The sequence below is a fragment of the Hamadaea sp. NPDC050747 genome (assembly GCF_040654195.1).
In the GTDB taxonomy this organism is placed as follows: Bacteria; Actinomycetota; Actinomycetes; order Mycobacteriales; family Micromonosporaceae; genus Hamadaea.
In genome coordinates this window covers 372,233-396,847 of the sequence record NZ_JBFAHM010000005.1, presented here as the reverse complement: position 1 = coordinate 396,847, position 24,615 = coordinate 372,233, and the positions used below count along the sequence as shown (strand labels likewise).

General features: G+C 68.2%; 29 protein-coding genes and 1 pseudogene. 19 read left to right on the top strand and 11 right to left on the bottom strand.

What is annotated here, in order from left to right; all coding sequences use genetic code 11:
• Positions 1 to 274 precede the first annotated feature (274 nt).
• From AB0H43_RS14035 to AB0H43_RS13965, 15 genes are all read left to right on the top strand, one after another.
• The gene (locus AB0H43_RS14035) at positions 275 to 772 is read left to right on the top strand and encodes a hypothetical protein (RefSeq protein WP_359999706.1); all 498 of its coding nucleotides are present in this window, start codon (positions 275 to 277) and stop codon (positions 770 to 772) included.
• Between the two features lie 30 nt (positions 773 to 802).
• Positions 803 to 1,531 (top strand): hypothetical protein, encoded by a 729-nt coding sequence (locus AB0H43_RS14030; RefSeq protein WP_359999705.1) that lies wholly within the window; start codon positions 803 to 805, stop codon positions 1,529 to 1,531.
• A 29-nt stretch (positions 1,532 to 1,560) separates the two neighbouring features.
• A complete protein-coding gene (locus AB0H43_RS14025; RefSeq protein ID WP_359999704.1) occupies positions 1,561 to 2,406 on the top strand; it encodes an alpha/beta hydrolase in 846 nt (281 codons plus the stop codon).
• Positions 2,407 to 2,818: 412 nt separating this feature from the next.
• Complete coding sequence (locus AB0H43_RS14020; RefSeq protein WP_359999703.1) at positions 2,819 to 3,703, top strand: phosphotransferase; 885 nt, start codon at positions 2,819 to 2,821, stop codon at positions 3,701 to 3,703.
• Positions 3,700 to 4,461 (top strand): class I SAM-dependent methyltransferase, encoded by a 762-nt coding sequence (locus AB0H43_RS14015; RefSeq protein WP_359999702.1) that lies wholly within the window; start codon positions 3,700 to 3,702, stop codon positions 4,459 to 4,461. The genes AB0H43_RS14020 and AB0H43_RS14015 overlap by 4 nt, the downstream gene beginning before the upstream one ends.
• A gap of 149 nt (positions 4,462 to 4,610) precedes the next feature.
• Complete coding sequence (locus tag AB0H43_RS14010; protein ID WP_359999701.1) at positions 4,611 to 5,537, top strand: hypothetical protein; 927 nt, start codon at positions 4,611 to 4,613, stop codon at positions 5,535 to 5,537.
• Positions 5,538 to 5,677: 140 nt separating this feature from the next.
• Positions 5,678 to 6,250, top strand: coding sequence for an NUDIX hydrolase (locus tag AB0H43_RS14005; protein WP_359999700.1), 573 nt, complete (start codon positions 5,678 to 5,680; stop codon positions 6,248 to 6,250).
• Positions 6,247 to 8,301, top strand: a complete 2,055-nt coding sequence (locus AB0H43_RS14000) for a non-canonical purine NTP pyrophosphatase (RefSeq protein ID WP_359999699.1) — start codon at positions 6,247 to 6,249, stop codon at positions 8,299 to 8,301. The genes AB0H43_RS14005 and AB0H43_RS14000 overlap by 4 nt, the downstream gene beginning before the upstream one ends.
• Positions 8,298 to 9,338 (top strand): phosphotransferase, encoded by a 1,041-nt coding sequence (locus AB0H43_RS13995; protein WP_359999698.1) that lies wholly within the window; start codon positions 8,298 to 8,300, stop codon positions 9,336 to 9,338. Before AB0H43_RS14000 ends, AB0H43_RS13995 begins: the two co-directional genes overlap by 4 nt.
• A 79-nt stretch (positions 9,339 to 9,417) precedes the next feature.
• Complete coding sequence (locus AB0H43_RS13990; protein ID WP_359999697.1) at positions 9,418 to 9,777, top strand: hypothetical protein; 360 nt, start codon at positions 9,418 to 9,420, stop codon at positions 9,775 to 9,777.
• Between the two features lie 256 nt (positions 9,778 to 10,033).
• Positions 10,034 to 10,585 (top strand): AAA family ATPase, encoded by a 552-nt coding sequence (locus AB0H43_RS13985; RefSeq protein ID WP_359999696.1) that lies wholly within the window; start codon positions 10,034 to 10,036, stop codon positions 10,583 to 10,585.
• The gene (locus tag AB0H43_RS13980) at positions 10,572 to 11,099 is read left to right on the top strand and encodes an HIT family protein (RefSeq protein WP_359999695.1); all 528 of its coding nucleotides are present in this window, start codon (positions 10,572 to 10,574) and stop codon (positions 11,097 to 11,099) included. The genes AB0H43_RS13985 and AB0H43_RS13980 overlap by 14 nt, the downstream gene beginning before the upstream one ends.
• 118 nt (positions 11,100 to 11,217) lie before the next feature.
• Positions 11,218 to 11,955: a class I SAM-dependent methyltransferase gene (locus tag AB0H43_RS13975; protein WP_359999694.1), complete on the top strand. Its 738-nt coding sequence runs from the start codon at positions 11,218 to 11,220 to the stop codon at positions 11,953 to 11,955.
• A complete protein-coding gene (locus AB0H43_RS13970; RefSeq protein ID WP_359999693.1) occupies positions 11,952 to 12,446 on the top strand; it encodes an NUDIX hydrolase in 495 nt (164 codons plus the stop codon). The genes AB0H43_RS13975 and AB0H43_RS13970 overlap by 4 nt, the downstream gene beginning before the upstream one ends.
• 233 nt (positions 12,447 to 12,679) lie before the next feature.
• Positions 12,680 to 14,647, top strand: coding sequence for an ABC transporter ATP-binding protein (locus AB0H43_RS13965; protein ID WP_359999692.1), 1,968 nt, complete (start codon positions 12,680 to 12,682; stop codon positions 14,645 to 14,647).
• Between the two features lie 15 nt (positions 14,648 to 14,662).
• On the opposite strand, the gene AB0H43_RS13960 is transcribed toward AB0H43_RS13965, so the two are convergent.
• Positions 14,663 to 15,427: a hypothetical protein gene (locus AB0H43_RS13960; protein WP_359999691.1), complete on the bottom strand. Its 765-nt coding sequence runs from the start codon at positions 15,425 to 15,427 to the stop codon at positions 14,663 to 14,665.
• Positions 15,428 to 15,781: 354 nt separating this feature from the next.
• Here AB0H43_RS13960 and AB0H43_RS13955 point away from each other — a divergent pair, with 354 nt between their 5' ends.
• The gene (locus tag AB0H43_RS13955; protein ID WP_359999690.1) at positions 15,782 to 16,273 is read left to right on the top strand and encodes a GNAT family protein; all 492 of its coding nucleotides are present in this window, start codon (positions 15,782 to 15,784) and stop codon (positions 16,271 to 16,273) included.
• Positions 16,274 to 16,292: 19 nt separating this feature from the next.
• Here AB0H43_RS13955 and AB0H43_RS13950 read toward each other — a convergent pair.
• Positions 16,293 to 16,564 (bottom strand): annotated as a pseudogene (locus tag AB0H43_RS13950) (GNAT family N-acetyltransferase); the annotation flags it as partial.
• Between the two features lie 71 nt (positions 16,565 to 16,635).
• Here AB0H43_RS13950 and AB0H43_RS13945 point away from each other — a divergent pair.
• On the top strand, positions 16,636 to 16,857 hold the full coding sequence (locus AB0H43_RS13945) for a hypothetical protein (protein ID WP_359999689.1): 222 nt from the start codon (positions 16,636 to 16,638) through the stop codon (positions 16,855 to 16,857).
• 47 nt (positions 16,858 to 16,904) lie between these two features.
• On the opposite strand, the gene lexA is transcribed toward AB0H43_RS13945, so the two are convergent.
• Entirely contained in the window at positions 16,905 to 17,513 is a 609-nt protein-coding gene (gene lexA / locus AB0H43_RS13940; RefSeq protein WP_359999688.1) for a transcriptional repressor LexA, read from the bottom strand.
• Between the two features lie 118 nt (positions 17,514 to 17,631).
• Between lexA and AB0H43_RS13935 the strand changes: the two genes are divergently transcribed.
• The gene (locus tag AB0H43_RS13935; RefSeq protein ID WP_359999687.1) at positions 17,632 to 17,997 is read left to right on the top strand and encodes a hypothetical protein; all 366 of its coding nucleotides are present in this window, start codon (positions 17,632 to 17,634) and stop codon (positions 17,995 to 17,997) included.
• An 88-nt stretch (positions 17,998 to 18,085) separates the two neighbouring features.
• Here the strand turns inward: AB0H43_RS13935 and AB0H43_RS13930 are convergent, their stop codons facing one another.
• Positions 18,086 to 19,108, bottom strand: coding sequence for a hypothetical protein (locus AB0H43_RS13930; protein ID WP_359999686.1), 1,023 nt, complete (start codon positions 19,106 to 19,108; stop codon positions 18,086 to 18,088).
• 194 nt (positions 19,109 to 19,302) lie between these two features.
• On the opposite strand from AB0H43_RS13930, the gene AB0H43_RS13925 reads away from it, so the two are divergent.
• Complete coding sequence (locus tag AB0H43_RS13925) at positions 19,303 to 19,521, top strand: hypothetical protein (protein WP_359999685.1); 219 nt, start codon at positions 19,303 to 19,305, stop codon at positions 19,519 to 19,521.
• A 430-nt stretch (positions 19,522 to 19,951) separates the two neighbouring features.
• Here the strand turns inward: AB0H43_RS13925 and AB0H43_RS13920 are convergent, their stop codons facing one another.
• The 7 genes from AB0H43_RS13920 to AB0H43_RS13890 all read right to left on the bottom strand — a co-directional run bounded on the left by AB0H43_RS13920 (position 19,952) and on the right by AB0H43_RS13890 (position 24,481).
• On the bottom strand, positions 19,952 to 20,623 hold the full coding sequence (locus AB0H43_RS13920; protein WP_359999684.1) for a helix-turn-helix transcriptional regulator: 672 nt from the start codon (positions 20,621 to 20,623) through the stop codon (positions 19,952 to 19,954).
• Positions 20,620 to 20,949: a hypothetical protein gene (locus AB0H43_RS13915; RefSeq protein WP_359999683.1), complete on the bottom strand. Its 330-nt coding sequence runs from the start codon at positions 20,947 to 20,949 to the stop codon at positions 20,620 to 20,622. Before AB0H43_RS13915 ends, AB0H43_RS13920 begins: the two co-directional genes overlap by 4 nt.
• A 142-nt stretch (positions 20,950 to 21,091) precedes the next feature.
• Positions 21,092 to 21,586: a hypothetical protein gene (locus tag AB0H43_RS13910; RefSeq protein ID WP_359999682.1), complete on the bottom strand. Its 495-nt coding sequence runs from the start codon at positions 21,584 to 21,586 to the stop codon at positions 21,092 to 21,094.
• A gap of 15 nt (positions 21,587 to 21,601) precedes the next feature.
• On the bottom strand, positions 21,602 to 22,831 hold the full coding sequence (locus tag AB0H43_RS13905; RefSeq protein WP_359999681.1) for a hypothetical protein: 1,230 nt from the start codon (positions 22,829 to 22,831) through the stop codon (positions 21,602 to 21,604).
• Positions 22,828 to 23,145 (bottom strand): type VII secretion target, encoded by a 318-nt coding sequence (locus AB0H43_RS13900; protein ID WP_359999680.1) that lies wholly within the window; start codon positions 23,143 to 23,145, stop codon positions 22,828 to 22,830. Before AB0H43_RS13900 ends, AB0H43_RS13905 begins: the two co-directional genes overlap by 4 nt.
• The gene (locus AB0H43_RS13895; RefSeq protein ID WP_359999679.1) at positions 23,132 to 23,521 is read right to left on the bottom strand and encodes a YbaB/EbfC family nucleoid-associated protein; all 390 of its coding nucleotides are present in this window, start codon (positions 23,519 to 23,521) and stop codon (positions 23,132 to 23,134) included. Before AB0H43_RS13895 ends, AB0H43_RS13900 begins: the two co-directional genes overlap by 14 nt.
• Before the next feature lie 282 nt (positions 23,522 to 23,803).
• Complete coding sequence (locus tag AB0H43_RS13890; protein WP_359999678.1) at positions 23,804 to 24,481, bottom strand: hypothetical protein; 678 nt, start codon at positions 24,479 to 24,481, stop codon at positions 23,804 to 23,806.
• Positions 24,482 to 24,615: the final 134 nt, after the last annotated feature.

Sequence of the window (24,615 nt, the reverse complement as noted above, 5' to 3'; positions counted from 1 at the left end):
AAGCGAGACAATTGCATTAATCGAACTGCTGTGGCAACGGCGATCGGTAAGTCTCCCAACAAGTCACCCTGCAAGTCGCCGTTCCGGTGCCTCTCAACGATCCGGCACTGTGGGACGTCTTCACCTGGGGCGATCGGCGGCGCACATTGGCCGCCGCATGACCGACGAGTGTGACGTTTCCGCGAAACAGTTTCCGGACTATCGAGGTGACATGGTGACCGCACAAGGTCGCACGCCCTTCTTGGTCGCGACCGCAGCTTGCGGCTGCGCCACCGTGCTGGCCGCCGCGGTCGCCCCCGTCGCGGGGCTGCTGACCGCACCCAAGCGGCGGCCGGCGATCACCGGCGCGATCCGGCCGACGATGCCCGTACGTGACGTCAACGACGCTCGTCTCGCCATCGCCAGCCAGCTCAGCACCCTCGTCGCGGTGCTGGTCGCGGCGGCCGACGACCACCCGCACGACCGGCATCGTGCGTGGGTCGGATCGGTACCGTGCGGCGACGGCCCCGCGTACCGCATGTCGGCCATCGACGGCATCCGTCTGGAACCGGGCCGGCAGCTGGCCGTCGCCGCGCAGATCCGTCAGCAGCTACCCCGCTACGGCCTTATCGTTGACACTCTCACGCCCCGGTCAGAAGGCGGCGTGTGGATCGTGATCCACACCGGCGGTTACACGGCCGCCTACCGCAGCGCCGATCCCGACACGATCAGCGTCATTGTGGCGTCCGAGTGCGCGACCAGCCCCGACGGCATATTCCCTGTCATCGGATGATCCGCCGAAACGTTGGCGACGAAGGCACTCATGAATCGCGCACCCAGATGGTCCCGTAACGCCAATGTCGCGTTGGCCGCCCCCGCCCGCGGTCCGATCCGCCGCCTGCGCCTGCGGCTGGCCCACGTCGAACGGGTCCAGCGGCACTACCTGATCTGGGACGACGCTTTGTCCCAGCGGTGGCACGCCGCCTACCGCAAAGCGTGCAAGATCACGTCGATACCGCCGTCCTCGCGATGCCCGACCTGCGGTGTCGCAGGCCAGCTGCGGGTCGCCTACAGCGGTGGAATCAACCTGATCGGGCATGCCGAGATGTGGTGTGGCCGCTGCCTGACCGGCGTGGTCACCTGCCGCGCACGCATCCCTGAAGCCGCACTGCGGGACGATGATGTGCGGGACGCCGGCCCGGACTTCGTCCTGGTCTACGCACGCCATGATCTGCCGCGAGCCCTGCGGTGGGCCCGGGCCACCACCGCCCTCCTCGGACTTCTGCTCGCTGTCACCGCCGTTACCGGCGTGGTCTTGTGGCTGCTTGACCATCGCGTTGGACGTGTCGTTCTCGTTGGCTGGTTCCCGTGGGTGTTCCGCGGCTTCGGCGTCAGCGGCGCGGCGGCGTTGTTCCTGCGGCTGCGGCTGCGGTGGACTCGTCCCGAGTACACCTTCCCCTCGGCCGCAACGTTCTCCTCGGCGCCGGACGGTCACACCCCGTCGCCACCGGGCCAGGGCCCGGGCGATGTCTCGCCGCGCGATCAATGTTGAACGAGGACTCCGGCGCTGCCGTTGGGCTCATGCGGCATGCCGACCACGGCGGCCCAGGCGAAGGCCCGCGCGTGGTGTACCTCCACGGCTTGGGTGGTAGTCGCCTCGACTGGACGGATCTCGCGACGATCATGCGGCCACACGTGCGTGGGCTCGCCGTCGACCTGCCCGGCTTCGGCGCGACGCCCACCGGAGGTCGATCCACCAGTGTGACTTCCAACGCCGACGCCACGGCTCGCTGGCTGCACGCTGTCGTACGCGAACCCGTTGTGCTTGTCGGCACGTCGATGGGAGCCCTGATCGCCGCCTCGGTCGCGGCACGAGCGCCTGAGTTGATCCTCGGGATCGCGCTGGTGAGTACACCGATGCCCGGATCCGCGCTGGGCAGTCACGGCGATGTGCGCAGGGCGGCGTTGGCCGGGGCCATCCCGGGCATCGGCGAATACCTGCTGCGGCGGCGCCAGGCGACGGTCTCCGCACGCGAGCGGGTCACACAGATGCTGCGGCGCAGCTGCCACGATCCCGCCCGGATCAGCCCGGCGACACTCGCCGCGCTCATCCGCACCGAGGAACAGGCGAGCGTGCGGCCGGCGTCGCAGTACCTCCGGGCCGCACGATCGATCGCCATGACCGTGGCCTGCTGGCGCGCCTACTGGGCACGGCTGTCCACGATCACCGTGCCGGTGCTGCTCGTCCACGCCATCCACGATCAGCTCGTGCCGATCGCAGCCGCCCGCGCTGCCGCCCGCCGTTTCCCGCTGTGGAGCTACGCGGAACTGGACTGCGGGCATGTCGCTCATCTGGAGTCGCCGGGCGATCTCGCGGGGATCCTGCTGGCGTGGATCGCCGCCGCGGTGAGCCCGACGCTGCGCTGACGACGGCATAGCCGCACCGGCGTCGTGCTTGATCGCAACCTGCTCGGCCGATAGTGGTGCCGGCGCTGACCGGGACCGCTAAGTCTCCCGTCAAATCGGCGTTCCAGCGCGCCCGGACTGTCCGTCATCGTGAGATGTCGCCGCATTCGGCTCGATGGGTCGCCGCACGCGACCCGGCGAGCCACCATCAACATATCGACGATTCTCGTCGCGACACGATTCTGGGTTCCGCCCGACGGCGAGCGGAACGCGGAGAACGCCGGGAGGGAGCTGCCGTGCCCGTCATTGCGTGGCCACGAGCCGTTGCCCAGTCCGGTTCACACGCCGCGGCACCTGCGCCTGCGGGTGCTGCCGGTCAGCCAGCCGTCGGCAACGCCGCACTCGCCGGCCGCTGCCTGTTCGGAGTCTGGCCGTGACGGGGCCCTGGGATGTCGATCAGCTGCTGTCGGCGCACGGCTGGACCTTGGTTCGGGTGCTCCGCGACACAACCAGCGGCCGGACCCTCGCGGTGCAAGACCGCGACGGCACCATGAGTGTCCTCAAGGTTCGTTCGGGCAGCGACGAGCACGCGCGTAGGCGGCACGAAACCGAGGTCTGTGTCTATCGTGCGTTACGTACCGTGCTGCCCGTCGGATGGAACACGCCCACGCTGCTCGACGCCGGCGAGTCGACCTTGCGGGTGCAGTACCTTCCGGGCGCGCCGATCGGCGACGGCCGCTACCCGCGGACGATCAGCGAGCATCGCATCGGGCAGGTGCTGCGCGCGTTGACCGCCTTGCACCAATGGCAGCCTCCGACCAACGCGGTGCCGTCGTGGCCCTACGGTCGCGTCCACGGCCTGCACGCCGCGCCGAACGCGGGCACCATCCTGACGGCGGCCGATCGCGACCTGCTGGGTTGTCTGCACCGGCGGGTGTGGACGCGGATCGAGCACGGCGACCCGTTGGCCAGCAACATGTTGTGCGGCGAGCACACGTTGGCGCTGATCGACTTCGAGCACACCGGCTGGCAGCCGGCCGGCACCGACTGGGCGCTGCTGGACCTGCTGTGGTCACCGGGCAACCCGGGGCTGCGCGAACGTCTCGCCGCCAACGCGACCTCAGAAGGCTGCGGGCCAGGCTACGCCTCCGCGTTGCTGCTCTACTCCGCCCACGAGATCTACCTTCACCGGACCGTCTTCGCGCCCGCTGATGACCAGGACCGCGCAGGTGTGCTGGCCGGAAATCTTGCGTACGCCCGGGCCACAGCCGCGGCCATCGCCAGGAGCAACCCCCGCGAAGGACACCTCGAGTCATGAGTATGAACGCCACCGCGCCGTCAGGCCCGATGATCGGCGACGCGTTCGGACAGCTTCTTCTGTCCGCGAGCGCCCATGACGGGCTGCCCGACATTGCCTACGAGACCACCGAACGCGACGACGGCCTGCTGACCGTGCGGGACGCCTGCTACTACTTCACGCCGGTGCTGCCCGACGACCCCCACGGCCGGCTGCTCGCGGACGTGAGCGGCAGAGTGCTCGACATCGGGTGCGGCGCCGGACGGCATCTGCTGCACCTCAAACACCGCGGCGTCGCCGCGCTCGGCATCGATACTTCGCCGGGCGCGGTGCAGGTCTGCGGCCATCGTGGAGCCGACGCCATCTGCGGCGACATCCGCCGGCCACCCGCGCTTGGCACGTTCGACACCCTGCTGCTGCTCGGCGGCAACCTGGGACTGCTCGGCACACCAGGCGACGCACGCGCCCTGCTCATCGGCCTCGCACAACTGGCCAACCCCAGCGCGCGGCTGATCGCCGAAGGCTTCGACGCCACCGCTACCAGCGACCCCGCCCATATCACGTACCAGACCGGGAACCTCGAATCAGGGCGCCATCGCGGTCAGGTCACGGTGCGCGTCCGCTACCGCGGTCTGGCCACAGCCTGGCTGGACCTGTGGTTCCCCCCAGCCGAGGATCTGCCCGCGGTGGTCTCGGGAACCGGGTGGACGCTCACCACTGTCGAGCCGGCCGGCGAAGGATCCGGATACCACGTCGTGCTCAGCCGGAGCACACCGTGACAGCGACAGCGTCAAGAATGACGCGGCGGCCGCCGTCGGAACGCAGCGACCAGCCTGCGGCACGGCCCGCCACGGCACCCGTTCTGGCCAGGACATCGCGCGCGGCGTCACGCGTCACGTGGTCGTCGCTTCCGGCGTCCGTTCGCTCGATGATCACAACCAGGTCGCATCAGCCGCTTGCCGCGGTGATCGGCGCACCGGGTGGGCTGTCGTCGGTGTTCGCCGGCACCCTCCTGCACGCTGACGGCACCCGATTGTTCGTCAAAGCCGCGCCGGCCACGACCGCCGCCGCTCGCGGATACCGGCGGGAGGCCCTGATCGCCTCTCGGCTTCCGCTGACGGTGCCGTCGGCCCGGCTGCGCTGGCACACCGAAGCTGACGGCTGGATCATCTTGGCGTTCGACGCGGCGGACGGTGACCTACCCGATTCGGGCTGGTCCACCAGCTACCGGGACACCCTCGTTTCCGCGTGGCGAGCGACCACGGCCGCGTTGACGGCCGCGAGCCCGGCGCTGCGGTCGGCGGCGCGACGGCCCCAGCCGCTGCCGGCCGGATGGGCCGATGTCGCCGCCGGGCGGCGAAGCCTACCGGCCGAAGCCGGCCACCTCACCGAACTCGCACCGCAGATGAGCGCACTCGAGGCAGGGTTCCTCACCGGATGCGATCGGGCCGACCGGCTGGCGCATTTCGACCTGCGACCCGACAACATCATTCTCGGCGACGACCGGGTGTGGATCGTCGACTGGGCGACCCTGCAGCCGGCGCCGACCTGGATCGACGTCCTCATCCTCGCGGTCGCCGCGAGCAGCGACGGAGCCGACCCGGATGCCTTCTTCGACGCGTTCGGCACCGGCGCGGACACCACTGAGGTCGATCAAGCGCTGGCGTGGATGGCCGGGGCGTGGCTGACCTATGCCGCCGGCCCGCCGCGACCCGACGCGCCGCAGCTTCGCGCCTTCCAGCTGCATCACGGAACGCTGACCTGGCGATGGCTGGCCGCCCGCAGGAACCTCCCCACCACAACCACCACAAGATTCGCCTCGGATCACTCCGCCGACCTGGGACAGGGCGCATGAACCAGCGACGACACCGGTGGCGCCCACGTCGCACGGTCCGGCCGTCACCTGGCACGCCAGGACGGTCATTGGCACCACGTCACACCACAACGGCAGGCGGTGCTTTGCCCGCCCAGGACCCAACGCAGAGGACCACGACCGTGACCGCAACCTTCCCTACCGGCCATGGCCTAGACAGCACCACCGGGCGACGCGAACGTCTCGGCTCGTTCACGCAGGTCGCGGTCGGCGTTCTGTACGTCGACGACCGGCTCGTCCTCGTCCGAGAGCACCGCGACTGTCCCGGAGCCTGGACACTGCCCGGCGGCGGCGTGCTGACCGGCGAAATGGTCATCGACGCGCTGGCCCGGGAGATCCGCGAGGAGACCGGGCTGCGACTGTCCGGGCCGCCGCAGCTCGCGTGCACCGTGAACACGATCACGACCGTCGGCGGCCACGGGTCAAGTTTGGCGTTGTTCTTCGACTGCCACGCCCGCCCCGGGCCGCTGAACTGCCGGCATGATCCAGACGGTGACATCGCCGAAGCCCGCCTGGCCACCCACGCCGAAGCGATCGCGTTGCTGTCGTCATCGAGCGCCGGCCGCGCGGAAACCGAACCCGTCCTGGCCCATCTGTCCGGGCGAACCAGGCAGCTGTGGTGCTATCGCAACGGCGAACCAGCCGCGGCCTACGGACACGATCTCGTCGCCGCCGGCACCGAGGTGGCCGGATGACACGGCATCGAAGCATCGTCGACGTGCACATGATCCTGCGCCACGACGACGGCAAGATCCTTCTGTCACGCAGGTATCAGACCGGCTACGGCGACGGGATGCTCGCCTTGCCCAGTGGACACCTCGAACCAGGTGAGACCGCCGCCCAAGCCGTGCTGCGGGAAACCCGTGAGGAGGTCGCGGTCGCCGTCGACCCCGCCGAATTGCGGCTGCTGCACGTGCTGCACCGCGCCGGTGACGGCGGCAGCGACCGCGTCGGCCTGTTCTACCTCGCGAACCGGTGGACCGGAGCCGTCGTCAACGCCGAACCCGACCGGTGCAGCGAGCTGATCTGGGCCGACCCAGCCGACCTGCCACCGGATGTGATCGCCTACCCAGCGCAGGGCATCCGCGCCGGCCTGGCCGGTCTGCCGTACGGCGAGTTCGGGTGGCCGGACGGTGAGGCGCCGGCGGGTTTGGCTTGCGGCACCGTCGAGATCGTCGCCCATGACCCGCGATGGTTCACCGTCGCCGCCACGCATGTCGCCACCGTCCGCGCCACGCTGGGCGCGCACGCGGCCGCGGTCGAGCACATCGGATCCACCGCCGTGCAGGACCTGCCCGCCAAACCGATCGTCGATGTCGCGGTACGCCTGCGGCCGGACGCCGACATCGCCACGGTGATCACCACGATGTGCGCCGAAGGCTACCTGTACCGCGGTGACAAGCAGGATCAGGGCGGTCTGCTGTTCGTCGCCGAATCCAGCCCCAACGTCCGGATCGCGCACGCCCACGTCCTGCTGTACGAAGACCCGCAATGGGACCGCTACCTGCGCGTACGTGACCGGCTGCGCACCGATCCCGCCGAGGCGTCCTACTACGCCCAGCTCAAACAACGCCTCGCGGCGGCCCACCCGGGTGACCGGGAAACCTACACGGTGTCCAAGGCCGCCGTGTTGAGCCTCATGGCCGACGGCATACCTGTGCCGGGGATTCGGCCGCCCGCGCAACGCGTCCGCGCCGCGCTCATCACCCCGAACGGCACGCTGCTGACGGTGCGCCGGACCAAACCTGGCCAGGAGCCGTTCTGGATGCTGCCCGGGGGCGGCATCGAACCCGCCGACGGCAGCCTGGAAGACGCCCTGTTGCGGGAGATCCGGGAGGAGACCGGCGGCGACGCCGACCTGCACCGGCTCATCGACGTGTGTACCGTCGCCGGGCGAACCCACGCGATCTTCCTCAGCCGCATCACGAACTGGAACCCGCAGCTGCGCAGCGGACCAGAACTCGCCTCTGATGGTTTCGACCTCGAGGAACTTCCGCTGGATCCCGACCGGCTCGGCGACGGCACGGTGTGGCCGGTGCCCGCGCTGCGGCGCATCGCCGAACACCTGCGCTCCGGAGGTGACCTGTTCACCCTTGCCGACCTGCGCGACGCCGACGAGATCCGCTGGTGCTCGACCCGCACCCCGGCCCCATGGGACGGGCCGATCTCGATGGTCACCAGCAGCCCGGCCAAATACGCGATCGCCGCCGAGCACGTCCGCCCGCACGGCATCGACCTCGTCCACGTCGACCTGTGCCTACCCGAACCGCAGACCACCAGCGTCGAACAGATCGCCGCGGCGAAAGCCAAACATGCCTTCGCGCACCTCGGCCGGCCGGTGGTCGTCGAAGACTCCGGGTTCGGCCTCGACGACCTCGGCGGCTATCCCGGCGCCCTGGTCAAGCACCTCATCACCGCCGCAGGCGCGGCAGCGGTCGCGCATCTGGCCGACCTCACCACCACGCGGGCGTGCACCTCCACCGCCGCCCTGGCCTACGCCGACCTGCATGGCGTGGTCACGTTCAGCCACCGCCGCACCGGGCACGTCGCCGCGGCGCCGGTCGGCGAGTCTGACCGGCTGCCGTTGTGGACGGTCTACATCCCGCCCGGCGCCGATCAGCCCCTCGCTGTCCTGCCCGAACAGCAACAGCAGGCGTTCCACCAGACCTGGTCGCAGCGCAGCGTCTTCGCCCAGTTCGCCCGCTGGTACGGCCAGCGCCGCACGGTGGGGAGCCGGCGAGGATGAGATCGATCCTGCCCGACATCCGTCACAGCCTCGAGGCCCGCTACCAGTTCGACGTGCTGACCGTCGAACGGGTCTGGTCAGGCACCACCGGCGTGCACGCCCGCGCCGACACAACCACCGGGCCGCTGTTCGTCAAAACGTACCCGCTGCGCGGAGACGACCAGTACGCGCTGCTCAACATCAGCGTCCAGCGCCAGTGGCGTGCGGCGGGCATCCCCACCATCGCACCGATCGCGTCCCCGGACGGCACACTGCTGTACCGGCGGCCGGGCCTGGTCATGTCGGTCTGGGAATGGAGCGACGCCGAACCGGTCCGCCCACTCAGCCACGCCCACGCCCCCGCCGTCGGGCAGACGCTGGCCCGCCTGCACCGCTGCCTGGACCGGATGCCGATCGCCGGGCTGCCGTTCAACCCGGAACCCGCACGCAACGCCGCCCGGCCCAGCCTCGTCAGCCGCTTCGAAACCCTCGACCAGTTTCTGGCCAGCCAGGTCCGCCCGGACGGCACCGCCCTGCGTGCGCAGCTGCGCCACCGGATCCGCCTGCTCGAACAGGTGCCACACCTGCGTGCCGGGCTGTCCCGGCTACGACTCGATCGCGTCCACGGCGACCTGACCGCACCCAACCTGCTGTGGACGGGCACCAAACTCACCGCGGTCATCGACCCGCAGATCCAGGTCGCCGACCGGGCCCGCGAACTCGGCCGGATCGCGTTCGATCCCGGCTCTGTCGCCGAAAGCGCCCAGTGGCAACACATCGGCCTGGCAACTGTGGCGGCCTACATCGAGGCCGGCGGGCCGCTCGCACCCGCTGAAATCCTGTCCTGCGCGAGGCTTGCGCTGCTGCATTCGCTGGCCAGCACCTACCCGCTCGGCGACATGATCTATCACGAGCTGCCCGCGCGGGTCCACGAGCAGCATCGCCGCTACTGGCAGCAGCGCTGCACCAGCGTCGAACGGATGCTCGACGCCCTGCCCGACCTGGAAAACCAGCTGCGGGATCTCACCAGCGCGACCCTTCCGGCGGGCGCACGATGAGCCCGCTCGACGCCGCCAAGCCACCGGCCGGTCCGCGCTCACACCGCAAGACCAGCAGGTTCCCGCCGGCAGACCGGCCATGCCAGCGACCGGGCGGCGACCCGGCTCCTGCCAGCCGGTGTCGGAGCAGTCCGCGAAACCCTGGCAGCGCAACACCCGCACGCGGGTCCGCGCGCCGACGACGACACCGTTCCTCAACATCATGGGAGCTCTCGTGAATCATCGCTGGCGGCAGGTCGCCGACCCCGTGCTTCTGATACTCGCGATCGTCATCGCGGTCCTGCGCGGTATCCAGCACGTTTGGGACCGGGCCGTCATCGCAGCCGCAGCCGCGGCAGTCCTGTTGTGGTACGAGCAGGCCTGGCTGCGGCCCGGCCTGTGGTCCTGGCTCAACGGGCGGGGCTGGCACTGGATCGACGAAACCACGCCACAGCCGTGACGGGAGTTTCCTGCGGCCGAACAGCGGCGATTGGCTGGCCGCGGAAAGGAATCGCATGGTCTTCATCAATCGTCGCGAGCAGTTGCCGGCGCGTACCCGCGACCGGCGACGCGCCTGGGGCAGACAGCGCGCCACCGCTGGCTGGTGGATGCTCCCGGCCATGCCCGACGTGGCCGGTCCGCCACGTCCGCCGATCCAATGCGATTGGTTGCGACACCGGTGTCGTCATGACGGCACATGCGTGGCGGGTGAGCCGATGAGCCAGCCCATCTTGATCACGGGAGTGTCGGGTAGCGGCAAGTCCGCGTTGACTCGAGCGTTGTCCGGCCGTGGCGGGCGTGCGGTCAGTCTCGACGCCTACCCCGGCCTCGCCTATTGGACAGACGCCAACGGCGTGCCTGCTTTCCGGCCGCCATCCCCGGACATCACCTGGCTGCGGACCCATCGGTGGATCTTCGATCCGCTGGTATTGGACCAGCTGATCGCCATCGAACGCGCCCGGCCCACCCGGCATACGCTGATCTTGTGTGGGGTCGCGGCGAACCTCGCCGAGCTACGCGACCGGTTCGGTCGGATAGTGCTGCTCGACATCGACCCGGCCACGCAGGCACGGCGGCTGACCGACAGCAGCCGCGGCAACGACTTCGGCCGCATCGGTGACAGTGCTACCTGGCTCGCCGACACGTTCGACACCGAACGCGCCCGCCTCCACGCGCTTGCCGACATCGTCATCGATGCCACGCCCAGCCTGGCGCAGGTCGCCGACACCGTCATCACCGTGATCGGCGGCAGCGATGAACAGCGCTAGCCACGGCCGCGATCTTCCGGGCGACGGCCTCGCCGCCCAGCGGCCGCAACATCAGACCTGCGTGTTCTGCGAGATCATTGCCGGGCAGGCCGACCTCGGAGTGTGTCTTCCGGTCAGCGACGGTTTCGTCGCCTTCCCCGCCAAGCATCAACGACCCGGCAACCGTGGGCACATGCTGCTGGTCCCCACCGGCCACTACACGACGCTCGAACAACTCCCGGCTGCCCACGTCACCTCATGGCTTACTGCGGTGACCATTCTCAGCGCCGCTGTCCGCGACACGTTCCACGCCACCGGCACCACTGTCCGGATGAACCTGGGCCCACCTGGCCAAGACGTCGCCCACCTGCACACCCACCTGATTCCACGGCACCCCGACGACGGTTTCGCCACCGCCCGTTCCCATGCCCTGTCGCTGCCAGACCGGCTCGCCATCACCCGCCAGTTGGCCCCACACCTCGACGCCCACCAGGCCGTCGATGACGGCGGCCCGCCATCGCACCGCGCACCGTGACAGACCCGCCCGCACCGCCGCCGCCAGGCCCGGCCCGTGAACCGGCCAGCGACACGACGACCACTGCCCGCCACCTCGACTTTGTCGCCAGCACCCATCGTCTGGATCGGAGACCAGGATGTACGACACCGACCTCGCCGCCATCTACGACGACCTCTACCAGGACCGCATGGGCAAGGACTACATCGCTGAAGCCGGCGAACTCGCCGCGCTCGTGAATGCCCATCACCCGCATGCGAGCAGCGTGCTCGACGTCGGCTGTGGCACCGGCGGCCACCTCGAAGGACTCCGGCACCACTTTGCGCACGTCGAAGGTGTCGAACCGGCGCCGGCCATGCGTGCCATCGCGACCCGCCGGCTGCCCGGCGTGGCCATCCACGACCGGACCATGGAGGCATTCGACCTCGGCAGGACTTTCTCCGCCGTGCTGTTCCTGTTCTCCACGATCGGCTACGCCACGACCGAGGACCGCATGTGCGCTACCGTCGCCTGCCTGGCCGCGCACACCGAACCCGGCGGGGTGGTGATCGTCGAACCCTGGTTCAGCCCTGGGCAGTGGATTGACGGCCACGTCACGCACACCGTCGCCGCGACCGGTAGCCGCACGGTGATCCGGATGACCCGCTCCACCCGCGACGGCGCTGCCGTCTCCCGAATGGACATGCACTACCTGGTCGCAGACCAGCACACCCCGATCCGCCACTTCCATGACACCCACGTGATGGGCCTATACACCGGCGAGCAGTACCAGCAGGCGTTGACCGCGGCCGGCCTGACCCGTGTCACGACCTTCGCCGGCTGGAAAGCCGGCCGGCCGCGCTTTCTGGCCATCAAAGCCGCCGCAGGCAACGCATGAAGGCCCGGACCGTCTCCCGCGAGCAGTACCTGGCGACGCTTCCCGCCAAGCCGATGGCCGCCGCCGTGCTGTTCACCGACGACAACGACCGGCACCTGCTCGTCGAAACCACCTACAAGTCCCCACAAGCGTGGGAACTGCCCGGCGGCGCGGTCGAAAAGGGCGAGTCGCCTTACGACGCCGCCGTCCGCGAGGTAGCCGAAGAACTCGGGCTGACCGTCGCACCCGGGCGGATCCTGGTCATCGATTGGGTCCCACCGGACACTCGGAGCGACCGGCTCATGATCGTCTTCGACGGAGGGCGGCTGACCGGCGACCAGATCGGCGCCATCACACTGCCACCGGACGAACTGCGTTCCTGGGCGTGGAGCACACCCGCCGAGGAAGCCGTCCGCTTGTCACCGTTGCTCGTCCGCCGGGCGGCGGCAGCCCGCCGTGCCCGCCGGGACGGCGTCACCGCCTACCTGCACGCGGGCAACCCGATGGTCTGACCGCACACGCAGACCGTCCGCCGCCCACACTCGTGACCGCATCAACGTCGACTTGCTGAAAGCAATGGGGAGGCTGGATTGAACAAGCAGAAGCGAGGCCGGGACGCGAGGCTTCGCGCTCGGCGGCCCGCCCGACCGATGGCGTCATCCACGCCGCGGTACAACGGCACCGGCGGCGATCACTGCGCACCGGAACGAGGAATGCCGCAGCCAGGGACTCGGCGGGTGGACCGGTGACGACCGCTCCCACCCGGCCTGGGGCCGGCTCCACGTCCGAGAGCAAAGCCGCAGAGATCCCCGCGCAGGCTCGCAAACCCGCGCCAGAACTCGCCCCGAGCCCATGGCACCAGCACCTCGAAGATCTGGCCAAGACCGGGTTCTGGACCATAGCGCGCCGCATCCCAGCCCTGGTCGGCTATGCGCTGCGGCTGGGTTGGAAGGCGTCACCTCGTGGCACTGCTACCGCGGTGGCGTTGACCCTGGCCGCGGGGTTGATGACCACCCTCGGTCTGCTCGCCGGGACCGCCGCCCTGCGAACCTTGTTCAGCGCCGGGTTCAGCACCGAGGCCGTACGGGCGGCCGGCCCGTCGCTGATCCTGGGTGCGGCAGCGGTCATGGTTCGCGGTGGCCTGACCGTCGCGGCCGGGTACGCCCAGGCCCGCCTCACCCCGCTGATCAACTACCGGGTGGAGCTTGACCTGTTCCAGGCCACCACCGCCGTGCCGCTGTCGGCGTTCGACCAGGCCGGGTTCGCCGAGGACATGCACCGGGCTCGTGACCGCGGCACCTTCGAAGCAGCCGGCCTCGTCGACTCCACCGTCAACCTGGTCACCGGTGTCGTCGGCGTGGTCGCGACCGCGGCCGCGGTGGCGATCATCGAACCGCTGCTGCTGCCCTGCCTTCTGCTGTCCTCGCTGCCCACCGCGATCACGGCGATGCGCATGGCCCGCCGCGAGTACGCCGCGATGCTGGCCCGCATCACCCGACGGCGACGCATGTGGACCCTGGGATTCCTGATGGCCTCCAAACACACCGCGGCCGAACTTCGCACCTACCAGATGCGCGAACCGCTGCTGGAACAGTACGAGCAGTCCATGACCGACGAGACCACCGCACACATGCGGCTGGCCCGCCAGCAAACCCTGTCACGGCTGACGGGCATGATCACCGGCGGCGGCGCGATGTTCGGCCTCTACGTGGTCCTGGCCTGGATGCTGACCAGCGGCGACATCCCCCTGGCCGCGGCGGCCGCGACCTACCTCGCGGTCGTGCAGGCCCGGACCAGCCTCAACACAGCCGTGTTCGCCCTCAACCAGGTCTACGAACGCACCCTCTACGTCGGCGACATGCGTGACTTCGTCTCACGCTGCCACGACATCACCCCCACCTCAGCGAAGGACACGATCGTGGCTGGGCCGCCGGAGCGGATCCTCTTCGACACGGTGTCGCTGTCCTACCCCGACACCGACCGGCCAGCGGTCGAAACGGTCAGCTTCACCATCGAAAGCGGTCAGGTGATCGCACTGGTCGGCGAAAACGGCTCCGGCAAGAGCACCGTCTCCAAACTCCTCGCCGGGCTCTACCAGCCGACCAGCGGCCGGATCCTGTGGAACGGCGTCGACACCACCCTGCTCGATCCAGCCGCAAGGTCGGGGCACATCGCGGTAATGAGCCAGGACTGGTGGCGCTTCCCGTTCACCGCCGGCGCCAACATCACCATCGGCCGCCGGCAAGACAGCCACGACCAACGGCAGGTCGAAGCCGCCGCGGTGGCAGCCGTCGCACACGACATGATCACCGAACTGCCGGATGGCTACGACACCCTGCTCGACCGCGAATACCAAGGCGGCCAGGAACTGTCCTCCGGACAATGGCAACGGCTGATCGCCGCCCGCCTGTTCTACCGCGACGCGCCCTTGCTCATCTGCGACGAACCGTCCGCGTCCATGGACCCCCGCGCCGAACACGCCCTGTTCCAGCAACTCACCGCACGACCCGGGCGCATCGTCGTGCTCGTGACCCACCGGCTGGCCAACGTCAAGACCGCCGACCTCATCCTGGTGATGGTCAAAGGCCACCTCGTCGCGGCCGGCACCCACGACCAGCTCATGCGGCACCCCGACGACACCTACCGAACCTTGTGGATCATGCAGGCTAGCGGCTACCTGGGCACGGAGCCAGCCGATCCGGCCCAGCAGTGAACGTGCCGGTGTCGGTCAATGTCGTCGCGCTTCAATGTCGAAGACTCTGGTCCGGGTCGCCCGGTCGACGAGGTGCAGGCCGAACTCTCGCGGCGTACGTGCACGGCGGGCGACCATGATCAGCAGCAGCCCGACAGAGTGCTCCCCCGGGCCGCCCAGCCGTGCCGGATATACCACCTCCGGCGGCGGCTGCTGCTCGTCATCGTCGAAGAACAAGGTGTAGGTCAATCCCTCACCAGGGTCACCGATACGGCGAGCGTCGGCGGACTCAGGCATGGGCGTCTCGCAGAAGATGTAGAACAGGTCGCGGCCCTCCGCGGCGCCCAGCAGCCGAATGCCGCCCGCCGGGGTGGCAATACGGGGCCGCCACACGTCACTGCCGGGCAGCGGCCCGTCGTGACGTCCGAACTCGGTCGCGAACACCAGTCTCTCGTCGCCGTCGGCGCCCGAGCCAAGGTCGACAGCGTCGGGATCGGTGACGGTGATCGACAACTTTCCGACGTCTTCTGGTGGCAGAGGCAGGACACCGCTGATCAGAGTCGGGTCGGAGCTTCGCCCCGCGAGACTGCCGTAGCCGAGGCTGAACCGGCTCTGCGGCGACCAGTTTGCACCGCGGACGCCTACCTCGGGAAGGCGCGATCTGTCGGATGCGGCGACCCTACCGGCCGTCAGCGACGGCCCTTCAAGCGCGACATGCAAGTAGGTGCTGCCCTGCGCGCACAGCAGCATGCGGTATTGGCCGCCCAGGTGACTGACGGACGCGACCCAGGTCGAACCCATTCCTTCGTTCCTCCCCAAGGACACCGTCGATGTTCCTCTCCATCCGGTCGCTGACAAAGGGACCGTTCGGTGAACGAAGCAACGATCGCCGGCGGCACCGGCACGACGAAAACCTGGTAAACACCGCCTATCCGGAGTAGCTGACTATGTCCCATTCGGGCGACGCAAGGATCCCGAAAGGCTCGACCCCGCCGACCTGCCGTGTCGTTCTTCGGGCTCGTCTCAACACCGATGGAGGCTGTAGTGGTTGTGTGCTGCGTGAACGACGCAGGCACAGGGGCCACGGCCACCTGCTGGAACTCGACGAGTTCCACGCTGGATTCCGGGCTGATCGTCGCCAGGTAAAGTCGCCGTGTGGAACTCCGGGGAGACAAGGTCGTCTTGCGACAGTCCTCCGCGCAGGATGCGGCCGAGCTTGTACGCATCCGTGACACGCCCGAGGTTCTCGAACAGTGGGGTCCGACGAACTTCGCCGAGGACCTCGCCGACACTGACGTCGAATGGTGGACCGTCCGGTTCGGGGAGCGGATCGTCGGCGCCGTGCAGTGGTACGAGCACGACGACCCCGACTTCCACCACGCAGGCATGGACATCTTCCTCGACCCGGCCGTCCACGGGCAGGGCCTGGGCACCGATACTGTCCGTACCATGGCCCGTCACCTCGTGACGACGCTCGGCTTCCACCGGCTCGTCATCGACCCGGCGGCGGCCAACGCCGCAGCGATCGCCTGCTACACGAAGGCCGGGTTCAAGCCCGTGGGAGTGATGCGGGAATACTGGCGCGATCCGCAGGGCGTGTGGCAGGACGGACTGCTGATGGACCTGCTGGCGGCAGAACTACGCTGAGTCCCCATCTGATGCGTTCCTATGTGATCGTCGGGCTGCGGCGTTCGACGAGGACGGTGTCGCGCCACACCCCACGGTGGCGGCCGATGCGCTCGCGGTGGCCGATCACCCGGAGGCCAGCGCGCTCGTGCAAGCGCAGGCTGGCCTCGTTCTTCGGGAACACTCCCGATTGGGATGGTCCAGGTCCCGGTCCGCCTCGGCCACCTTGATGAGCGCGGTCATCAGCGCCGTGACGCCGCCCTTGCCCTGAGCGGCCAGGTCGATGTAGATCGAGTGCTCGACGACGCCCGCGAGACGGTGGTGACACCGTAAGGCCAACCGCAGAGGCACGGTCAGCCCTCACACCAAGACCAACGGGATCGTTGTCCTTCGCTGGAAACGACCGGGACCCCAACGAGCGATCGGATCTCCTCACGACCCCGCGCGAGACGGTGAGCAGCGGGCCGGCGTCCCACGTGGTCGTCGTGCAGCCGACGGCCGGCGCCGCAGGCGCGGTGTTCAGCCTGGCGCCGCTGCCCGCCGGCGGGCTCGGCCTGACCGAGGTCCTCATGTGTTCCGACGGCCCACAGGGGCTCCCTAGCTGACGGCCGCACGCGCGGTGAGTTGCTGCCGAGGATCGGGATCCTACGAGCTACAGCTTTCGGATGACGGTGACGACCTTGCCGAGGATCCGGGCGTCGTCACCATTGATGACGCCGAAGCGCGGATTGCGCGGCTCAAGGTCGACGTGACCGTCGCGGACCCGGTAGACCTTGACCGTCGCCTCATCGTCGATCAGCGCGGCCACGATATCTCCGTCGTCGGCGGCCTGCTCTCGCCGCACGATCACGAAGTCGCCATCGCAGATCGCCGCGTCGATCATCGACTCGCCGCGCACCCGCAGCGCGAACAGAGTGCCATTGCCGACCAGATCGGCCGAGACCACGAGGTGTTCCCCGTAACTCTCCTCGGCAAGGATCGGCGGCCCCGCGGCGATCGTGCCCAGCACCGGCACCCGCCGTGTCGAAGCCTGCGGGCTGCCGCGCAGGCCGACCGTGCGAGGCCCTCGCCGCTCCCGCTTGATCAGCCCGAGTCGCTCGAGTGTGGTCAGGTGATGGGCGACCGACGACGGCGACACCAGGCCCACCTCAGCGGCTATCTCGCGAACGGTCGGCGCGTAGCCGCGACGTCCGGCCCAATCCCGGATCGCCGACAGGATGTCGGCCTGCCGTGGAGTGAGCCGCGGATCGGGAGAATTCATCCCAGCAGACTACAGCAAATTTGCGAACATGTGTGCTAAACATGGACGTCGTCGGCTCCGGTGATCTCAAGCCCGGTGTCCGCCGCTTTGGATGGCTGATCGACCTTAAGGAGTGCGCATGGCGGTGACGGGCACGCTAGTTGCTGAGAGCCTGGCTCCGGGAATGCTGATCGAGTGCGGGCTGACGCTGCGCAAGCTGCAACGGATCACTGTGACCAGCCCCGCGCCCGGTCAGCCATCCGAATGGACCCTGATCGACTTCTCATGTCCCGATGATGCTGTGGGACTGTTTGCGCAGCAGTTGGCCGACGCGATGCGCGCCGGCAGCTGGTATTGCGATTTCGGATCCGTCCGCACGAAGTATGTGGTGTTCAGCGGCCGTGTGTTCGCCTACCCCCGAGGCGACCAGGCTGGCTTCGACGAGGCCGTCGCGTACGCCCGAAGCGTTGGTGTCCCGGAACCGCAGCTGGACTGGCCGCAGTGACCCGCGAGCAGGAATCGGGCTGCACCCGCGAAGCATGGAAGGTTTCCTGAGGCCGCGAACGAGCAGACGTCGAGTTCGCCGAAGGATCTCAACGGCCCAGTACAGCCACCTTCTCGCCGTGCAGCAGCGGCGCTCCGTCGGGGCCCTTGATGTGAGCGTGAATCCAGATCCGGTACGGCACGCCGTCGCGGTTGACGAGGCGACGCCAGTGTCCTCGGACGATGAACCGGACGCGGTAGTGCCACTTGGCATCGGTGTCGCGGTCACCGATCGGGCTGACGCGGCGCAGCATGACGATCCGCGTTTCGTGGACGATGCCAGCGCGGTTGGCCCGTCGGGCGGCAGGTTGGTCGATCGGAGTGGCGGCGACGGTGGCGATCGGCTGGGCCTGGATGACCCAGAAGGCGTACAGGATCGCTGTGCATACGGACGTACGGCACGTCGCGGCATCGATGACGAACAGGCCATCCGGTGCGGGCTGCCAGTCCATGTCGTCGGTGTCGCCCACCGCAGACTCGTGAGGGGGCACGCGTTCGGTGATCGGCACATGGTCGAAGTCGGACAGCATATAGGGGCCGACATACCGCCGATAAGTGTTGGCGCGACGCTCTTTGCGAGACAGGTTGGATGCCAGGGGGCTGTGCGGGTCTTCCGGGTCCGACCAGCTTCCGAACAGCCATGCCGCACTGGAGCCGCTCGCGAACCGCCCCCAAGTAATCGCGGACACGGGGCGCAGCCGTCCGCGCCGATCACGGTAGTAGATCGGCTCGGGCAGGAACAGCACTCCGCAGTCGGTCGGCGCAACCTCGTCCGACAGCATCTCGCCGGTGAGGTCAAGCGCGTTCGCGGCGGCAGCGACGACGGCGGTCATCGCCGGAGCCAGAACGAACGCTTCTCCTTGACGCCAGCAGGTCGTCGCCATGAGATGGACGAAATCGCTGACACGTTCTTCGATGTCGTGCTCGCCGTGCGGGCCGTCGAATCGGCTCTGAACGATTGTCCGAATGTACTGGCTCCCTCCGCTGGAACGGCAATAGGCGTGCATACGGCTCTTAAGGTCGACCGCGGCACGGGCGTAGCCCGCCAAGGTCGATTGGGCGTGAAGCTTCATCGGTGATGATCTCCAGGTACTCGAGTGCCTGCCAGGGCCCGTCGGGAGGGTGGAGGTGTCGGCACACAGCATTCGAATTGGGGCAGATTTTGGATGACACAGTGCGGACCCTTCGTCGAGCGGTGCACCGTTGGCTCCGCCAATCCGACGGTGCACCGCCCCGACATCAACGCTCCGCGTCACATCGCGATCAAGTGGAGACCGAGACGGCAAACGTTGTCGACAACCGGGTTCGCTCTCGCAAGGCGCACATCGTTGCCATGGTCACTAATCGCCGGGTGTCCGACACGGCCAGCGCCTTTGCCAAGCAGCAGAGCATTGACATTATCGATCGGCTGCAGCTGGAGAAATGGGCAACCTACGGCGTGAGCTGGCTACCCACCCGCAGCCACGTCCTCACCCCTACCCTCTGACCCCCACCCCGGGATCGGGTGACGTAGGTCCGCCCGTCGCGACGTCCGTCGAGACTTGTCGACTCGCCTCCGTGGGCGGCGATTCCCAGCGCTATTGAACGCCGATGGTGGGCCGGACGTGGCGCGCTGCACGGGGGACAGCAGGAGGCTTGCCACGTCCGGCCCGGTCTTCATCCACACCGTCAGCGTGGCGAGAATTCGCGCAGGGCCTAGTGACCCGTGTCAGGTGTCCGAAACGCCGGATTGGCAAGCGGCACAAGGGTCGAGGCTGGGACGCGTCCCAGGATGCCGGCGGCGTTAGGGCTTGGAGCCGGGCATCAAGCCGGTGAGGACGTCCCAGAGCGTGAAGGCGCTGCTCAGGGTGCTCAGGGTGAACAGGATCAAGATCACGGCTATGCCCAGTCGCCGCCTGGCCGGAGTAAGCCTCGGCTCATTGCTGACCTCCAGACGGTGCGACAGCGACGGCCGGCGACGATGATGATGCCGTTGGGACGGCCGAAGGTGCGGTCAGCAATTTCCGGAACCGTGCCCTTGCGTCTATGTCGACGCGGGCTAGCAGCTGATCGAACTGTAACTGCGCTTCCAGACTGGGCAACGGCCCCCGTGGGCTTTCCCACCCATACACGGCCTCCAGATCCGTCTGCATGACCGATGCCCACTGCGGGAACCCGAACCGCAACGCCACGCGCAGCGCGCGGATCTCCCTCTGCGTCCAGTGCGCCACCGCCACCCGGCACAGGCAATCTGCCGGACTCAGACAGCGGCCGGCAGCCTCGTTAAGGGCGACTTTGTCGGCGTACTGGGCTTCGGCGGCTTGCTTATGCTTGGCGACGCGCACCCACTCGGCGGCCAGTACTCCGCCGGTGTTCAACGTCTCGTCAGCCGCCCGCCAGAAGTCAGCATTGAAGTGGCTGGCGCCGGTTTCGGCGCGGCGGACAGTGGACAGACTCCGTCCCAACGCGGACGCAAGCTGCTTGCGGGTCAACCCGGCATCCTTGCGGCAGGCGGCCAGCCGTGCGCCGAGCGTTTGGCATGCCTGCGTATAGGTGGTCCACCGGTCCGGGGTCTGCGCGATCACGGCGGCGGTCTGTTCGGAGATCACAGTGATGTCACTCCACGATGCGAGAGATGTTGTCCGGACCGGTCACGATCCGATGTGCGGGAATCTTCGGCGGCGTCGGTCCAGATGCGGCCGGGGGAAGCGCAGTCGCGGTCAGCGCGGTCGAGAACGAACGTGGTCTGGCCGGTAGCCAGTGTCCGGGCGGTCGGGAAGTCCATGCCCAGGATGGTGAGCAGCTGGCCGGTAGCCGCATCGCGCATGGCAGGCACTCCGACAGGCCGCTCGGCTGCGAACGTGCCGACGACCAGGATTCCCCCACGGCTGACTACGTCGAACACACGGTCGACCTGGAATTCGCCAGGGTTCATAGGACGCCCCTCAGCGATCCGAATTCCGATGATCGCCACTACGTACGTCACTTCATTTCGGTCAGCGGCGTGGTGCGCTCTCCGGAGCCTGACATCACCTGCAAGTCTCGACAGCCAGCCGGCTGGGCGGCGGGTGATCGTCCTATAGCAGCGGCTGGTCGAGGGTCAGTTGTCCATGCTTGGACACGATCGCCATGAGTTCGGGATCTTCCGTGAACCCATCCCAGGTGTCGAACGTGATTCCAGCTTGCGGTGTGGCTCGCATGAGTACCCGCTCGAAGTCGAGCACGAGTGCCGCGTTTCCTGGGTGGCGGCTGGGAAGCTCGACGGCAAGGTTGAGGATCTGGGCCCATGCCGCGTCTGATTCCTCGGCTGTCGCGGTACCGCGGAGCCGGAAAGCGACCAGGCTTCGCCGCCGGAATCCCATGTGGGCGGCATGACGTTGTTCCATCGCTTCTTGTTCGGGGTCATCGTCGTGCTCGGGCAGGGCGAGGCATGTGATGTCGACGCCGGGAGCACGTAAGAACATCTGGCTGCCGTCTGCTGGCTCAACAATCACCGCATCCAGCAAGGCGACGATGGTGGTGCGGAGATCGTCCGGTGAAAGGACTTGGTCTGTCTCGTACTCGATGTCCACCGACATGACGCTGCCTCACATGAACGGGAAGAACGGCATCGAGGCGCCGCCTCGGACAATGATAATTTCTTTCAGCCCTTCGATGGGCTTGCGGATCAGGATGTCGCGGATCTGGTCGGCCGTGAACGGTGAGTCGTCGAGGTTGAGCACGATGCGGTCGGCCTGGAGCTTGCCGAGTTTGTCTCGCAGCTTCTTGCTGATGCCGTCACGAAGATTGTCCAGGTCATTGGTGGTGGGGCTGTAGCAGTCGAAGTATTCGCCTTCGATCTTGTAATCGGGCTCTTTGCCATTTTCCCTCGGCGGCGGGTTCTGTTCCACGTCGTATCCATCCCTGGCGAGGACGTCGGCGGCCTCGTTCTCCCGGCGTTTCGCGAGGTCTCGATTCTTGGTGGGATGGGCCTTCGCGGGCGTGCCGCGGGGGCGAGCGGTGGCGTTCGGCGCGTGCGAGGGCTTGGTGTGCGACGGCCCCTGCGGCAGATGGCCTTGGCCGCGCAGACGTCGGAGGATCTTCTGCAATTCGAAGGTGAGGTCACCCAGCCGGGTCACGATCGGGCCCAGCCGCCGGAGACTGGCGATCAGTGCCCGTAGCCAGCGGGCGATCTTCGCTCCCCACGAGGCGACCAGCGTGGTGACCTGCTCCACGACCAGCGGTGTGGCGGTGCCCCAGGAGGCAACAAGCTCTGCGGCGTACACGATCAGGCGGGACACGGCGGTGGCGATCGCGTCGCGGACCAGGATGCGTACGGCGGCGATGAGCGCTCCGGCGCCTTCGGTGATCGAGGCCATCGCGCCGGCGGCCTTGGCGATGCCGAGGATCGCGTCGTGCTGCTGCTGTGCCCAGCTGCGGTAGGTGTCGCCTGCGGTGCCGGTCCAGGTTGCGGCGGTCGTGGCGGCCTCGGCCCGCAGCTGTTCGGCGTCGCCGTGCAGGCTTTTGGCAATGTTGCGCCAGGTTTGCGCGTGGCCTGCGATCTGGCCAGGGTCTCCGGCGAGCCAGTCGAGGGCTTCGGTCAGCGGACGCACGTGTTCGATGAGCCAGGAGATGCCGTATTGCAGCAGCGCGCCGATCGGGTCGGACACGAGTGCCAGTCCGTCGAGGCCGACGCCGACGACGCCGAGGGTGCCGTCGATCCAGGAGCCAGCTTTGATGCCTTGGGCGATGAGTTCGATGTCTTCGGCGATCCAGATCCCGGACCAGGCGCTGGCTGGCTGATCGAGGGAGCCGGCGACGAGCGGGTTGATCGTCATCCGGTGGTGCCGATCCGGCGGATGTCTCGTTCGCTGGAGTCATCGGCGGCCAGGTACGCGCCGGCGGCGGTGCGCAGCCGGGCCGCGGTGTCTGTCAAGGACGTGTCGGCCTCGGTGATCGCGTCGAGAACCATGTTCTGCAAAAAGTTGATCAGCGGTGGCAGGAGTGTGCACAACCGACCGTAGGCGGCATTGTCCACCCGCACCGTCTCGCCCGCCTGCTTGGCTGTGGCCACCCTCGCGGCAATGCCGTCAACGACGCCGGCGTGCTGGACGATGGCCGACGGTGTGGCGTTCAGTTCACCTGGCTGCATCGCCGGGATCCATCGTCAGGCGGCGGGTATAGGACGAGACGATCGCGTTGGCCGTCGGATGGTTCATGCCGATCGTGTCCGCGACCACGAGCGCGGCCTTGCGGGCGAGGTCGGCCTGGGCCGCTTGCGCGGCTTGCAGGATCTGTTGCCGGGTCAGGTCTACCGATTGGCGGCGGATCTGGTCCGGCAGCTTGATATCCGCCAGGACACCCGAAGGCGCGACGGTGACCTGAACGATCCGGTCCGGGTCGGAGCCGATGCCGGTCACCGCATCGAGACGTTCACGTACTCGCCTGGCCGCGTCGGCACGCTCCTGCAGGGATGCCTCCCAGCGGTCCACGGCCTCCTCGGCTGCACCCAGATCATCACCGAACACCAGTCCACCAACCTCCCCCATGGCTAAGGCGCCATCACCCTAAGCCACCGCTCTGTCATTGAGAAAGGGAGAAGCGTTAACCGATTGGCCGAACTTGGCGTGGAGGATCGGTGGAGGAGTCGCAGCGTGGAACCTCGGGCTCGAGGACGGTTCTTCGGACTCTTCCTTCGGCGTCCGAGCGGCGCCGGATGCTCAGGTGCCGCCGCGTTAACCGCCTCCCGCGATTTGACTACGTGGCCGGTGGCAGGGTCGGGCATCTCATCAGGGGTCGGCGCCGAAGCTCTAGACCAGGCTCAGTGCCACGTCGGCGGCCAAAGCGACAACGACGCTGCCGAGCAGCGCCAAACGCGTGTCGCGGCGGCACAATCCGGCGAGCGCGACGGCCCCAGCGCAGGGCAACGACGGTGACAGCAGCCTCGCGCCGATTGCCGTCGCTGTGAACGTCTCGCCGTGGACCCCGATCAGAAGGATCGGTGTGCCAGCAGCGACAAGCGCCGCCAGCAGGACCAACGGCGGTTGCCGCCGGCTCGCTCGCACCTCAGGCCAGGTGACCACCATGACGACGGCGACAGCCACCGTGGCAGCGACGCAGGACGCGGCAGCGAGCGTGACGACATCGGCCAGGCTCGATAGGTTGATACCAGCGGCTCCGGCGACGTTGAACCAGTCCCTCAGCCCGACGAACGACTCGCCGGCGATGAACGCGGCGAGCAGACCACCGGCCGCGGCCGTCGCGAAGGGCACCCATCGAGGTGCGATGACCATCGCCAGTCCGGCGACGATCAACGCCAGGGCCCACACGGTGAACATGGCGGGAAACCGCCACCGCTCCAGGACGCCGGCCGGGGAATCTAGCGTGCCGGGAGTCCGCGCCGCCGCCAGTGCCAATGTTCCGCACAGCAGCATTGCGACACCACACACCCGTCGGCGAGCGTCGAGCGGCAGCGGTGAGCGGGACATCAACGGGCCCGTAGGCAGCTCGATCACAGGATGTGCCACACCCAGTGCAACCGCTGGCCACCGCAGCGGTTACGGCACACGCATGTGCGCGCCTGGGATCGCCTCGCGGCCCAATGTGACCTGCGATCACCACT

Excerpts from the sequence above, each read along its gene's own strand:
- AB0H43_RS14030 (WP_359999705.1), top strand. The coding sequence starts at position 803 with ATGAATCGCGCACCCAGATGGTCCCGTAACGCCAATGTCGCGTTGGCC.
- AB0H43_RS14025 (WP_359999704.1), top strand. The coding sequence starts at position 1,561 with ATGCGGCATGCCGACCACGGCGGCCCAGGCGAAGGCCCGCGCGTGGTG.
- AB0H43_RS14015 (WP_359999702.1), top strand. The coding sequence starts at position 3,700 with ATGAGTATGAACGCCACCGCGCCGTCAGGCCCGATGATCGGCGACGCG.
- AB0H43_RS14010 (WP_359999701.1), top strand. The coding sequence starts at position 4,611 with ATGATCACAACCAGGTCGCATCAGCCGCTTGCCGCGGTGATCGGCGCA.
- AB0H43_RS14000 (WP_359999699.1), top strand. The coding sequence starts at position 6,247 with ATGACACGGCATCGAAGCATCGTCGACGTGCACATGATCCTGCGCCAC.
- AB0H43_RS13995 (WP_359999698.1), top strand. The coding sequence starts at position 8,298 with ATGAGATCGATCCTGCCCGACATCCGTCACAGCCTCGAGGCCCGCTAC.
- AB0H43_RS13990 (WP_359999697.1), top strand. The coding sequence starts at position 9,418 with ATGCCAGCGACCGGGCGGCGACCCGGCTCCTGCCAGCCGGTGTCGGAG.
- AB0H43_RS13985 (WP_359999696.1), top strand. The coding sequence starts at position 10,034 with ATGAGCCAGCCCATCTTGATCACGGGAGTGTCGGGTAGCGGCAAGTCC.
- AB0H43_RS13980 (WP_359999695.1), top strand. The coding sequence starts at position 10,572 with ATGAACAGCGCTAGCCACGGCCGCGATCTTCCGGGCGACGGCCTCGCC.
- AB0H43_RS13975 (WP_359999694.1), top strand. The coding sequence starts at position 11,218 with ATGTACGACACCGACCTCGCCGCCATCTACGACGACCTCTACCAGGAC.
- AB0H43_RS13970 (WP_359999693.1), top strand. The coding sequence starts at position 11,952 with ATGAAGGCCCGGACCGTCTCCCGCGAGCAGTACCTGGCGACGCTTCCC.
- AB0H43_RS13960 (WP_359999691.1), bottom strand. The coding sequence starts at position 15,427 with ATGGGTTCGACCTGGGTCGCGTCCGTCAGTCACCTGGGCGGCCAATAC.
- lexA (WP_359999688.1), bottom strand. The coding sequence starts at position 17,513 with ATGAATTCTCCCGATCCGCGGCTCACTCCACGGCAGGCCGACATCCTG.
- AB0H43_RS13935 (WP_359999687.1), top strand. The coding sequence starts at position 17,632 with ATGGCGGTGACGGGCACGCTAGTTGCTGAGAGCCTGGCTCCGGGAATG.
- AB0H43_RS13930 (WP_359999686.1), bottom strand. The coding sequence starts at position 19,108 with ATGAAGCTTCACGCCCAATCGACCTTGGCGGGCTACGCCCGTGCCGCG.
- AB0H43_RS13915 (WP_359999683.1), bottom strand. The coding sequence starts at position 20,949 with ATGAACCCTGGCGAATTCCAGGTCGACCGTGTGTTCGACGTAGTCAGC.
- AB0H43_RS13905 (WP_359999681.1), bottom strand. The coding sequence starts at position 22,831 with ATGACGATCAACCCGCTCGTCGCCGGCTCCCTCGATCAGCCAGCCAGC.
- AB0H43_RS13900 (WP_359999680.1), bottom strand. The coding sequence starts at position 23,145 with ATGCAGCCAGGTGAACTGAACGCCACACCGTCGGCCATCGTCCAGCAC.
- AB0H43_RS13890 (WP_359999678.1), bottom strand. The coding sequence starts at position 24,481 with ATGTCCCGCTCACCGCTGCCGCTCGACGCTCGCCGACGGGTGTGTGGT.